Annotated in this window: 9 protein-coding genes and 7 pseudogenes; 9 read left to right on the top strand and 7 right to left on the bottom strand. The window is 35.6% G+C overall.

Annotated features, from left to right (window positions below):
* Positions 1–41 precede the first annotated feature (41 nt).
* Entirely contained in the window at positions 42–515 is a 474-nt protein-coding gene (locus tag MTN95_RS00630) for a MarR family winged helix-turn-helix transcriptional regulator (protein WP_105954330.1), read from the bottom strand.
* 215 nt (positions 516–730) lie between these two features.
* Between MTN95_RS00630 and MTN95_RS00625 the strand changes: the two genes are divergently transcribed.
* Positions 731–1,624, top strand: coding sequence for a DMT family transporter (locus tag MTN95_RS00625; protein WP_248336571.1), 894 nt, complete (start codon positions 731–733; stop codon positions 1,622–1,624).
* A gap of 277 nt (positions 1,625–1,901) precedes the next feature.
* Complete coding sequence (locus MTN95_RS00620; RefSeq protein ID WP_248336912.1) at positions 1,902–3,191, top strand: homocysteine synthase; 1,290 nt, start codon at positions 1,902–1,904, stop codon at positions 3,189–3,191.
* A 320-nt stretch (positions 3,192–3,511) separates the two neighbouring features.
* Here the strand turns inward: MTN95_RS00620 and bglS are convergent, their stop codons facing one another.
* A complete protein-coding gene (gene bglS / locus MTN95_RS00615; protein WP_105991897.1) occupies positions 3,512–4,243 on the bottom strand; it encodes a beta-glucanase in 732 nt (243 codons plus the stop codon).
* A 114-nt stretch (positions 4,244–4,357) separates the two neighbouring features.
* On the opposite strand from bglS, the pseudogene MTN95_RS00610 reads away from it, so the two are divergent.
* Positions 4,358–4,533 (top strand): annotated as a pseudogene (locus tag MTN95_RS00610) (hypothetical protein); the annotation flags it as partial.
* 40 nt (positions 4,534–4,573) lie between these two features.
* Here the strand turns inward: MTN95_RS00610 and MTN95_RS00605 are convergent.
* The 4 genes and pseudogenes from MTN95_RS00605 to MTN95_RS00590 all read right to left on the bottom strand — a co-directional run bounded on the left by MTN95_RS00605 (position 4,574) and on the right by MTN95_RS00590 (position 7,285).
* Positions 4,574–4,753 (bottom strand): hypothetical protein, encoded by a 180-nt coding sequence (locus MTN95_RS00605; RefSeq protein ID WP_024121541.1) that lies wholly within the window; start codon positions 4,751–4,753, stop codon positions 4,574–4,576.
* Complete coding sequence (locus tag MTN95_RS00600) at positions 4,743–5,879, bottom strand: response regulator aspartate phosphatase (RefSeq protein ID WP_248336569.1); 1,137 nt, start codon at positions 5,877–5,879, stop codon at positions 4,743–4,745. Before MTN95_RS00600 ends, MTN95_RS00605 begins: the two co-directional genes overlap by 11 nt.
* A gap of 114 nt (positions 5,880–5,993) precedes the next feature.
* Positions 5,994–6,134, bottom strand: a complete 141-nt coding sequence (locus tag MTN95_RS00595) for a phage holin (protein ID WP_227599435.1) — start codon at positions 6,132–6,134, stop codon at positions 5,994–5,996.
* Between the two features lie 786 nt (positions 6,135–6,920).
* A pseudogene (locus tag MTN95_RS00590) lies at positions 6,921–7,285 on the bottom strand (YoqO family protein).
* A gap of 113 nt (positions 7,286–7,398) precedes the next feature.
* On the opposite strand from MTN95_RS00590, the pseudogene MTN95_RS00585 reads away from it, so the two are divergent.
* Positions 7,399–7,544: pseudogene (locus MTN95_RS00585) on the top strand (hypothetical protein); the annotation flags it as partial.
* Between the two features lie 403 nt (positions 7,545–7,947).
* Positions 7,948–8,329 (top strand): annotated as a pseudogene (locus MTN95_RS00575) (hypothetical protein).
* A 98-nt stretch (positions 8,330–8,427) separates the two neighbouring features.
* Here the strand turns inward: MTN95_RS00575 and MTN95_RS00570 are convergent.
* A pseudogene (locus MTN95_RS00570) lies at positions 8,428–9,027 on the bottom strand (ATP-dependent DNA ligase); the annotation flags it as partial.
* A gap of 38 nt (positions 9,028–9,065) precedes the next feature.
* On the opposite strand from MTN95_RS00570, the pseudogene MTN95_RS00565 reads away from it, so the two are divergent.
* The 4 genes and pseudogenes from MTN95_RS00565 to MTN95_RS00550 form a co-directional block, all read left to right on the top strand.
* Positions 9,066–9,146 (top strand): annotated as a pseudogene (locus tag MTN95_RS00565) (hypothetical protein); the annotation flags it as partial.
* A gap of 193 nt (positions 9,147–9,339) precedes the next feature.
* The gene (locus MTN95_RS00560) at positions 9,340–9,981 is read left to right on the top strand and encodes a glycoside hydrolase family 11 protein (RefSeq protein WP_105954339.1); all 642 of its coding nucleotides are present in this window, start codon (positions 9,340–9,342) and stop codon (positions 9,979–9,981) included.
* Between the two features lie 305 nt (positions 9,982–10,286).
* Positions 10,287–10,642, top strand: a pseudogene (locus MTN95_RS00555) (hypothetical protein); the annotation flags it as partial.
* 308 nt (positions 10,643–10,950) lie between these two features.
* Positions 10,951–11,853, top strand: coding sequence for a CPBP family intramembrane glutamic endopeptidase (locus MTN95_RS00550; protein WP_248336567.1), 903 nt, complete (start codon positions 10,951–10,953; stop codon positions 11,851–11,853).
* Positions 11,854–11,859: the final 6 nt, after the last annotated feature.

Raw genomic sequence — 11,859 nt, 5'->3', positions numbered from 1 at the left:
TTATTTATATTTTAGTGAATGATTTTTTAAGGTATATGAAATTAACGGAAACTTTTTCGAGTTGAGTCTTTCATATGGTCGTTTACTACAGAAGCAATTTTCATGAAGTTTATAAAATCTTCTGTTGAAAATTGATTCAGTCTACTCAATATTTTTCCATATTCTTTTCGATCAAGTTCTTTGTGATACTTATAAGCTTGTTTCCCTTTTTCCGACAACTCTATGATAACTTCTCGGCTATTGGTTGGATTTTTATATTTTATAACCAACCCTTTTTTTAATAATTTATCCACCATTTGAGAAATGGCACCTTTTGTTTTATTGGTAAGCTTCACAAGGTGCGAAGGACTAACTTTCACATTTTCTCCAATTAAATCAATGGTATGTGCTTCAACCATATATAGTTCATCTTCTGTTCCATATTTTCGAGGTATGTTTTCGTATGCGCTCGTGTTACGAGAGAGTTCATAAATAGATTCTAGTAGCTCATTAAAAATTTCTTCTCTTGTCTTCATACATTTCACCTGGTATCACTTTAGTTATTTATTCCTCAGTATAGCATACCTATTTACTCTTAATTGAACATGAACAACATAGCCTATATTTAACCTTTGAAGGTAAGCCAGATTTAAGACCCCATACTCAAATTGACTCCTAACAGTTTAGGTGCTAAACTGTTAGGAGTCAATTTGAGATTTAATTACTCATTTAGAAAGGATATGGTAAAGATATGTCTTTCAAACAATTTAGCATCTTACTATTGCTGGCTAGCCTTTTTGGTGCATCATTTTTATTCATCAAAATAGCTTCACCTTCATTAGGCCCTTTATTTCTTATTGAAAGCCGTGTAGGAATTGCAGCTATCTCTCTTTTTATTTTTGCACGATTACTAAAACAAAAAATAGAAATCAAGTACAAATGGAAAGAGTTAATGATTCTGGGTGCCATTAATGCAGCCATTCCATTCGTTTTAATTGCTTACGCTGAGTTAAACATTTCCGCGTCACTTGCTGCTATTATTAATTCTACAACGCCCTTGTTTTCCGTAATCATATCTATTTTATGGCTTAAAGAAGGTAAAAATATGCGTACTTTCCTTGGTATTATTATGGGGTGCATAGGAGTAGGAATCCTGGTTGGTTGGAGTCCTATTCAACTAAATGTAAAGGTTATATTATCAATAGTAGCTATTTCTTTAGCAGCTTTATTCTATGGAATAGGAGGAGTATATAGTAAAAGAGCTTTTCAAGATATGAAATCTTTTGATTTAGCTATTGGACAGCAATTAGGAGCAAGTATTGTTTTACTGCCTTTTGCACTCCTTGATATGCCTAACAAGTTACCAAGTATAGGTGTGACTATTTCAGTTTTAGGATTAGCCATATTTTCTACAAGCGTTGCTTATCTTCTCTATTTTTATCTGATAAAAAATATAGGGCCAACTAAAACCGTTAGTGTAACCCTATTGGTACCCATATTTGGTATAATATGGGGTGTTTTATTTTTAGATGAACGAACTACCTTGAGTACTTATATAGGCTTATCGGTAGTATTAATGAGTATACTCTTAGTGTCTAATACAAAGCAGAAAGCATCAAATATACCCGAACAATTAGTTAAATAGAGAAACTCTTCTTAATTTAATGGGTTGCTAGATCCCTAACTGATAGAAGGGTGAATAATTTGCTGTTGACTCTTTAGTTACTCTATTCTTCATAATGAGAAAGAAAATCTGAAATCAATATTTATAAATTGTTTATTTTAACCAGATAAATTAACATAAGTTTAAAAGAAAGAGCCATTAAACCATTTCAAAGCAAAATGGATAGTAGAGAAGTAAACTCTGTGATATCATTACGCAATATTCAGAATATAAAGACGAGTGAAACGAGGGTATAATGATGGAGAAAAAGCATTCATTAGGGTTTGAAACAATTGCTCTTCATGGAGGACAAGTACCTGACCCCACTACAAATTCTAGAGCAGTCCCTATTTATCAAACAAGCTCATATATCTTTAACGACACAGATCATGCTGCAGATTTGTTTTCTTTAAAAGAACCAGGAAATATTTATACACGTATCATGAATCCTACTCATGATGTTTTTGAGCAACGTGTTGCCCTAATGGAAGGCGGCGTAGGGGCATTAGCAACTTCATCGGGACAGTCAGCTATTACATATTCTATTTTGAATATTGCAGAAGCAGGAGATGAAATTATCGCTTCCAGCAGCCTGTATGGGGGAACCTATGCTTTATTTGCTCATACTTTGCCAAAGCTTGGAATCAAATTTCACTTTGTTGATGTAGACGATCCAGCTCAATTTCAAGAAAAAATGAATGATAAAACAAAGGCTGTGTTTATAGAAACGATTGGAAATCCTCGAATTAATATTGCGGATATTCAAGCAATTGCCGATATTGCACATGCAAATAATGTTCCGCTTATCGTTGATAATACATTTGCCTCCCCATATTTATGCAGGCCAATTGAGTATGGCGCAGATATTGTGGTTCATTCAGCTACCAAATTTATTGGCGGCCATGGAACCTCTATCGGCGGTGTTATCGTAGATTCTGGAAAATTCAATTGGGCTAACGGAAAATTTTCAGGTTTGTCAGAACCAGATCTAAGTTATCATGGGCTAGTTTATACAGATGCACTGGGACCGCTAGCTTATATTACAAAAGCACGCGTTACGTTGCTTAGAGACATTGGGGCTTCCGCTTCGCCATTCAATACATTTATGTTTCTTCAGGGATTAGAAACTCTTCCTCTACGGATGGAGCGCCATATAGAAAATGCCCTTAAGGTTGCACAATTTTTAGAAAAACATCCCTATGTCTCATGGGTTAATTATCCAGGCCTTGCATCAAACCCTTATCACGAACTTGCTCAAAAGTATTTGCCAAAAGGAGCAGGATCCATTTTCACATTTGGTATTAAAGGCGGTGTGGAAGAAGGGAAGAAATTTATTAACAGCGTGAAGATTTTCAGTCATTTGGCGAATGTTGGCGATGCGAAATCACTGGTTATTCATCCTGCCAGCACGACCCATCAACAGCTGGATGAAGTAAGTCAGGTAAAAGCCGGTGTTACTCCGGATATGATTCGTCTTTCTATTGGTATTGAAACGATTGATGATATTCTTTACGATTTAGACAACGCTCTCCAAGCCAGTCAGCAATAACATTACCTGCAGCTCATCGTAAAATAAATTTAAAAAACGCCATTCTATCCTTACAAACCGATAGTGACGTTTTAAATAGAAGAAACAACGGGTTTTTGAGAATTATTATGGTGTTATCATGTAACAGCTAGCATATTGAAGATCTCCATTTTACGTATCATTGATCAATTCTTGATTTCAGTTATTAGAAGGCAGGAATATGTTCGTGGCTAATTCAGATGGTTATATTCGACTGAATCTGGCATGTCCGAGATCAACTTCTCATTACAATCATAAGAGCCTGGCTATATTGAGACTGCAGGCTCTTATCACATATGGTATTATTTTTTTGTATAACGCACCCAGTCGTAATGAGCGTATAGCGGTGTTACACCATTGTAGGAACCGAGCCATTCATCTACACCCGTACCATTCCACAAGTTCATCATGATCTTTCCTGGTGTTGTCGGAATTTGGCTTGTCGCAGTATGTTTTAATTGCCCATCGACATACCATTTAATAGAGTTTGGCTGCCAATCGAACGCATACGTATGATTGGCATTGGCTGCATCAAATCCGAGATCCACAATCTTCTCATGGTTTCCTACACCATTTGTATAATAGTTAAATTGAACCTTTGTTGTGTCTTTTCCTAAAAATTCGATATCAATCTCATCCCAAGGAGTTCCATCCGTTGGACCTGTGTAGGTGAAGAACGATGAAACGATCCCTGCGTTTTTAGCTGGTTTCATTCTGACTTCATAAAGTCCATAGCCATATGTTTGAACAGAGCGGTTTTCCCCGCAGTCAAACTTGTTATAAGATGGACTTGTTAGCGCCAAACGCATTTCACCTAATGACGTCACTGAGACGTTATTTGCACGCCAAGTGCAGTTGAACATATTTCCATTCGAATAACCATTTGCTTTTTGCCATAATCCGGAGTTATAGCTGTTAAAAGGGTCAAAAAACGATCCGCCGGTTTGAGCCGAGGCAGTAGAAGTGACTGCAGACAAACTCATAAACAATCCAGTGACAAAAAGCAACAACACTCGTTTCATACGATTAGACATGTTGGTATCCCCTTTCTTTGAAAGCGTTTTCTATATCGATCATACATGATTCTTTTAAAAGGGAACATCAGTCAAAATAATGATAATAACAATCTTCTTACTAGAATCATGTAAGTAAGAAGTATCTCAGTTATTCTGTCTAATATTGAAGATAACTCTAATCAGTAAGCGGTCTGTAATGGATGAGATAGAAACAAATATGAATCGGAAGCGATTCTGAGAGCAGTTTCTTATACACCTGCAGGAATGCGCTTTAGAAAGCAGGTCTAACTGGTGGACATAAATCGTAAAAATAACCCCTTCAAAATTTGAAGGGGGAATGATACATATTTAAGAAGTATGACCTCTACTAGCAACTTCAAATGAATGTCCATCAGTGAAATAACCAATACTTGCTGTATGCCCTCTACGTGCTTCTTGGACATCTTTTTGAGTGTTAGTTAAATAAATGCTGACAAATCCAATTAAAACAATGGCTAAAATAAAGACAGATGCATGCTTAAGTTTCATAAAGACAATCCCCTCTCTGAATTTGTTTACGGGCACAAAGCACTTTCTCATAAAAAACATTAGCTACTTTATGGTCTTCTTTTTCATTACAATACTTCGCTGCATCTGAGGCTAAATCCTCCACGTCAGAAAGCATTGATTTCGATTCTAAATAATTTAGAATCGAATTTAATTTTTCTTTGTCGTCATCAACATATAAGGCATTAATGAATTCAAACATTTTAGCCATAATTTCATCATTTAAATTCTTGGACAAAGACAGACCATGTGCACACCAAGAAATTGCTTCTGATTGATTCCTCATTTTAAATGTGGTTTTTGATAACATTAACAAGATATCTAATAAACGATTTGAATGCTCATACCCGTTGTTTTGGTATTCTAGTATACCTTCTTTAAAGTACTCAGCTGCCTTTTCATAAGCTTCCTCAGCAAATGAACATAAGCCAAGATTATATAGGGAAGAACCGATTAAACGTGGCATGTTGATTTCTCTTGCATTGTCTAGAGCTTCTTTAAAATGAGGGATCGCTTTTTCAGGATATTCCATATCTAAATAGTTAAGTCCAATAACAAACGAACATTGAATAACCCTTACAGTATATGTTTCATGTGCTTTATAACTCTCTATTGCTTGAACAATATGATGCATCGACATGTGTGTCTGCTTCATATGATAATAAATCTCTGCAACTTTGTAGTGGAATTCTGCTCGCTCTATCTCATCTGCGACAAGTGATAGCTTTTTCTCGGCTTGCTTATAGAAGCTTATGGCATTAAGATATTCGTACTGTTCAAATTCATACATACCCCGGAAAAAGTTAAAATAATATTCAAGAATTCCCTTCAAATCAGTTTGGTTACTTTCGATCTTTTCTAATAAGTCGGAAATTTCAAGGCGTTCTTCGTTCATTGTTTTGGGTTCAAGGTAATCCAGCATCAGCTGATGGCGAAAACACATGAGAGAATAGTACAACAATAAATCTTGATCTTCTTTCATATGCTTTATTTCTTCCTCGACCTCAGCTTTCAATATTTCCGAATCTGGGACACTAAACAATCTTATGTATTTATACCACTCATTTATTTTCACTCCGACTTTAGAAGAAGAGATCATTTGCTCCAAGACAAGCCCTCCTATATTAAATATGTAATATTTTATCATATTTAAATGAATAAGGAAGATTAATGTTATCTTAAAACGAAAAAATACCCTCCTCAATTAAGAGAAGGTAGGGGTTTATTGTGGAGATTCGTCATCCATTGCTTGTTCACTGTCAGAAATGCCTTGAGTTGTGGGGTCAACCACAATTCCCATTGCAGTTAAAAAAGTTAGAAGTGCATTAAATTTCTCTGTCAAATTGTCAACAAATACAATCAAGTCATATATCGTACACGAATAACATGCTTATCGTAAAAATTAAAAAAGTGTTTAAAAAGGCGATAAACATAAGGATATTTGCTAATTTGATTGGTGAATAGGGATTAAACGATCGTAAAACGTAAGAGGGAGTAGAGGGAAGTGGCTGCTATAAGTAAATATTGAAGAAAAAGAGGGAATTTTAAGAGAGAAAAACATTGGTACTATGCGGTTTTACGATAGCGATTTCGATATAAAATAGGGTGATTTTGAGGCGTATTTAGATGTAAATATGCCCCCATATATTTGGTATTTAAATCTCCATATAATAGCTCTTATACCTGCATTTTAGTTGCATATAATGGATATGATCTAATATTTTATGAGTGCATATATAAATGTGAAAATCAAGAATGTTTTTTTAAAAAAACAAAATGAAATGATTTCTGGCTTGAGTAGAGACAGATATCTATGTTTTTGATCGTTTTCGTAACAGGAAAGATTAAAACGAACACTTTTTATACTTTTATAAGAAAAAGTTATTCTGATGCACTATATATATTCAATCTTGTCTTTAATAATGAAGATGGAAAGTCCATCGTTTTCAATAAATGGAGACTTTAATTTTAAAGACGAACTTATTTAGCGATCACATCAATGGTATGATCAAGTACTTATATTGCAGCTAAGGGTGAATCAGTCGAGACCATAACAGAAAAGAAGGAATTAGGGAAAGTTGATATTGCATTTGATTTCATACATAAGAGACCAATAGAAAGAGGCACTTAGCATAAAAAAGGAATAGAGTTAAAACTCTTTTCCATGAGGTGTTTTCCTTAACCGATTCGCAATAAGCTTCATTAAGTTTACTGCAATAGATACCAAAACAATGATCAAAGCGATCTCAAGTAAGATGATAAGTCCAATATTTAAGTTTAGCCTCTCAAAGTAATCACTGATAAAGGAAAGGAGTTGATAAATACCTAGCATTAGAGCTATAAAGATTGCTCCTAAGACAATTAGAGATTTTTTAGAGAAATCCTTGGCATGTAAATGATTAAGAATACAAATAGAAAAGCCATGGCAATCTCATGAGTCAACGAATCACTTGCTGAAAACCCTTGCACAATTAAGGAAACAATTAATCCAATTATTCCGATTATTTTATTCAAGACATCACCTGCTTTGTATGATCCTAGGTGTCAGCTTACCAATTAAAGGGGAATTTCTCAAGACGATGTACTTTAAAGTTAACTTAAAATCGTGATTCCAAGGAGTGAAGATAATGAACGCTTATGTAGTCGATGACAGCAAGTATAAATGTATTTATGTAGGAACTGAATAAGCAGCAGCTTTAAATAATGAATTTGAAAACGAAACAAGAGTAAGGGTTTGATTCGAAGGCAATACATAAAAACATTTGAGAAAGAACTGTTAGATACTATACGACAAGCTGAACAAGTCTAAATAAAAGATAGTTTTTTAACTAAACATATAAGGATGGATCGTTATCGGAAAAACACACGTATCGATAACGATCATAGAAGGATGATTTAGTTTCTATGGCGGCGTCTATCTTCGAAGTGATCTGGATACTCATTCTGTTTTGATTTGGACTTGAATACAAACCAAATTACAGCAGCTAGTGTATAATCCAGTGACTTTATCAAAAGTCCAATTCGCAAAATCCAGAAGAAATTTCATTACATTTCACCTCCGACACAAAATGTAATTGAAATATAGGAAACTAAAAAGGATTTAAAAAAAATCACATTAGAATCAAAATAAAATATTTATTTTATTGAAAGGGGTAAGGGAAGGGCAAATTATACGCATGAATGATATTAATGACCTGATAAAGCTTTATGCAAGCATTGAGCGTCGAACTTTCTATAGCAAAGAAAACATCTCAGGACAATCCAATCAAAAAGCGTATTTCAAATTCAGAACACAGCTATTCTTTGTTGATAATTACACGGGGGAAGACGTTTATCCGTATGATTTTCCACGATCCAAACGGCTTCTCACACGGAGGTAACGTGTGGCAGCTGATCAATATTTTTAGAGAATTCATCATAACAGGGAAATGCGGCGACCTGAGGGATTATAAAGAAATATGGGCGTACAGCTATGAGGGATGTATGAAAATTCGCAATAAAGGAAAGGAGATTGGATTTGTAGAAAGTATCGTTTACCCTTATAGCTTTGATGAATAGATGAAAATTAAATAAACTAATTAAACCATGTACTAAATTTTCATCAAGATTTACAGGGCTTGGCACTAAGGAGTTATGTAACGAAGAGTTTATACTCTTCAGAATTTGAAGGAAGGCATGTGGAGTTTACCGTGTTTAGTCTTAAATCTGTGCTTAACCTTACATAAGATAGGTTCAATAAATACATAATCATCAGATTCAGTCTTTACTTGTTTCATAGAGTGGAACTTACTTCGTTCTGCATGTGGCATGAATTCCATAAATCCAGCTGACGTTCCATCGGGATAGGATAGAAGAAATTTTATATCCTTCTTGGTGTAGCCGGTTATGAGAACTTCAGTGTAATCATAATTAATCACTTTTAGCCAATTGTGTGAACGTTTATTAATTTCATAAGGGGAGTCAGCTTTCTTGAGCACGATTCTCTCTAAATTTTTTTCTTTGGCCAAGGCAAAGTAAGTTAGTCCGTTACCATGAATTCCTTCGATAACAAAGACATTAGGATGATTCAGTTCAAGTGAATTCAAAACTGTCTTACGCACAGTGAGCGTGTTAGAGGCAATTGACTGACCGTCTTTGCAAATAACATCGAAGACACAGTAAACAATCTTATGAGCTGATTTTTTGGATATGAAATGTTCCATTGCAGCTTCAAAGTCAGGAGCACCACCTGGAGAAGTTACAATGACTTCACAATCTCTAGTGTATATTTCCTTTATAGGAAATGGTTCGAATGGGGTTAATTACAGATATTACTCCATCAGATTTAGAAACAAGAATTGTGATTCTGCGAAAAAAGGATCAGGCTAAGGCAGAACAAGACCACTTATAATATAATTTTTAGGTATTTGTAATTAAATTACAAATGTGCTTAATATTTGCTCGTGAATTCGTGATATTATATTGAAGGGAACGATCAAAAGCCTTGGCGTTAGTAATGAACAATGTTTTAAATATATACGAGTGCTACCTCATGTCAAAGTCAGAAAAAATATTATAGGAGGTAACATATGTTTAAGTTTAAAAAGAATTTCTTAGTTGGGTTAACGGCAGCTTTCATAAGTATTAGCTTGTTTTCGGCAACCGCCTCTGCAGCTAACACAGACTACTGGCAAAATTGGACTGATGGGGGCGGAACAGTAAACGCTGTCAATGGGTCTGGCGGGAATTACAGTGTTAATTGGTCTAATACCGGAAATTTCGTTGTAGGTAAAGGATGGACTACAGGTTCGCCATTCAGAACAATAAACTATAATGCCGGAGTTTGGGCGCCGAATGGCAATGGATATTTGACTTTATATGGTTGGACGAGATCACCTCTCATAGAATATTATGTAGTGGATTCATGGGGTACTTATAGACCTACTGGAACGTATAAAGGTACTGTAAACAGTGATGGGGGTACATATGACGTGTACACAACTACACGTTATGATGCACCTTCCATTGATGGCGATAAAACTACTTTTACGCAGTACTGGAGTGTTCGCCAGTCGAAGAGACCAACTGGAAGCAACGCTACAATCACTTTCAGCAATCACGTTAACGCATGGAAGAGATATGGGATGAATCTGGGTAGTAATTGGTCTTACCAAGTCTTAGCGACAGAGGGATATCAAAGTAGTGGAAGTTCTAACGTAACAGTGTGGTAACAGATTATCTTTAATTAAGGGTAGCTAACGGGCTGCTGATCGTTCCTTGAGAAGTTTTATAATCGTTGTTATTGTGAGTTTATTAAGAGCGACGGCCTTTTAGTTGGAATCCCAATATATGCCTCGGGTATGGTAAATGATTATTAAAATCGTTAGGAATGGTTAAAGGTCGTTTTCTACTAGGCGAACGGCCTTGGCATTGCTGGAGGTAGGGTATTCTCCCATCAGGTTTTATAACTTTCCCTATAAATTTACTGGAATAGTATTAAAATGAGAATGTTATCAATTTTTTGTTTAACAGCGATATTTTTTGTAGTCTGCGCTTGCTCACAAGAGACACCTTCATTAAATTAAATTTATCAGATAAAGATTTATACATATTGTTGATTAATTTCGAATTGCTTAGAGACAAAAATAAACAATATGCCAATGTTCTTTAGGAGCTGTAAAAAGTTGATCCTTATTTGTTTATTAGGGCTTTAAAAGAAGGATATGCCGTATTGAATTTGATGAGGCCATTGTACGTTTCGTTAATGGAGAAGAACTGGCTATTGTACATAAAACAACCGGCTAGAGGTTCGATGTTGATGTGAAAATGCAGAAGCTGCCTGAGGGATTTACTTTACAGACAATGGATATGTGGTTGTGGAGTGAAATTGTTGAATGCACACAGCCCTTAGTTTTTGATCAGTTAGAAGCTTATTTTAAGAAAGAGTCAGCAACTTCAGAAGATATAGTTTGAAAATCCGAATAACTCTGAAAGTCGTTATATGTTCATATATTAAGAATGTAAGCGTACCGGCAACTGAAGTTAGGACGCTTTTTTTGTGATGGCACCTCAATAAAACAACAATTTTAATCAGAAGGGAAGTGGGATATGCAGGAATTTGAAACAATAACAGTTATGGAACGTATAGTGACTGTAGAGGTTATAGTGCTTCATATGAATGTTGTGAAAGGGATATCCAAATGCAATTTCATCATACCAAAAGCGGAAAACAAAACAATCATCCAAAATGGTTGGTAACTATCTTGCTAAGTTGGGGAACATTCGTATTTGCTTTGTTTTTTGCTACTTTAATCGGTTCAATAGCCCGCCAAGCAGGAGCTTCTAAACTCTTACAGCAAGATATCCAATCAGGCTTAGTAACATTAATTACTGTTCCATTACTCTACTTTCTTCTCAAACGGACGTCTAGTAGGCCATTCTGCTCTATCGGACTGTCTGGGTGGAGGCAAGCCGTTCCGAAAGCCATTATGGGTGCAATGTACGTCATTATTCTTTCCGGATCTGGATTCACAATCGCCCATTTATTGGGCTGGGTCAAAATTACACAATTTCATTTCTCTATCCATTTAGTTACAGTGTTGCTCTTAAATATGATCATCGCTTTCTTTTATGAAGCTTTTCCAGAGGAATTAACTTTTCGTGGGACGGTGTACTATGCTCTAAACAGGCGATTTAACTGTTTCATGGCCTTGCTCCTGCAGCCGATTCTGTTTGTGCTTGCACCAATAGCTGTAAGTGGTTTGCAATATATAGCTGGAATTGAGTCACCTGCTATCACATTAGATTACATCGTTTTATTGTTGTCTTTTGGATTCATCCTTCAACTCCTGCGTATTGTAACAGAAAGCTTATGGACGTCAATCGCTTTTCATCTAGCCTTTCTCGAAAATTCTCGGTTCTGCGTCCTGCAGGGGGAGGAACGCATTATTACCTATGAAGAAATTGTTCCGGGAACAGGTGAGTTGTTTGTGATCTTTTTTATGTTGCTTATTGTCGGTACTCTGCTATTAATACCTGTTGCAATAACTCGCCGAAATGCTATTCAATGGTTTAAGAATAAGAAAGACACCCAAGATGTTTGATATCTG

It is taken from the genome of Bacillus sp. 2CMS4F, from assembly GCF_023161785.1.
Lineage (GTDB): Bacteria > Bacillota > Bacilli > Bacillales > Bacillaceae > Bacillus > Bacillus halotolerans.
Note: the sequence above shows the minus strand (reverse complement) of the source record. Positions and strands in the feature narration are given on the sequence as shown.

Excerpts from the sequence above, each read along its gene's own strand:
- MTN95_RS00630 (WP_105954330.1), bottom strand. The coding sequence starts at position 515 with ATGAAGACAAGAGAAGAAATTTTTAATGAGCTACTAGAATCTATTTAT.
- MTN95_RS00605 (WP_024121541.1), bottom strand. The coding sequence starts at position 4,753 with ATGAAACTTAAGCATGCATCTGTCTTTATTTTAGCCATTGTTTTAATT.
- MTN95_RS00560 (WP_105954339.1), top strand. The coding sequence starts at position 9,340 with ATGTTTAAGTTTAAAAAGAATTTCTTAGTTGGGTTAACGGCAGCTTTC.
- bglS (WP_105991897.1), bottom strand. The coding sequence starts at position 4,243 with ATGTCTAATCGTATGAAACGAGTGTTGTTGCTTTTTGTCACTGGATTG.
- MTN95_RS00625 (WP_248336571.1), top strand. The coding sequence starts at position 731 with ATGTCTTTCAAACAATTTAGCATCTTACTATTGCTGGCTAGCCTTTTT.
- MTN95_RS00550 (WP_248336567.1), top strand. The coding sequence starts at position 10,951 with ATGCAATTTCATCATACCAAAAGCGGAAAACAAAACAATCATCCAAAA.
- MTN95_RS00620 (WP_248336912.1), top strand. The coding sequence starts at position 1,902 with ATGGAGAAAAAGCATTCATTAGGGTTTGAAACAATTGCTCTTCATGGA.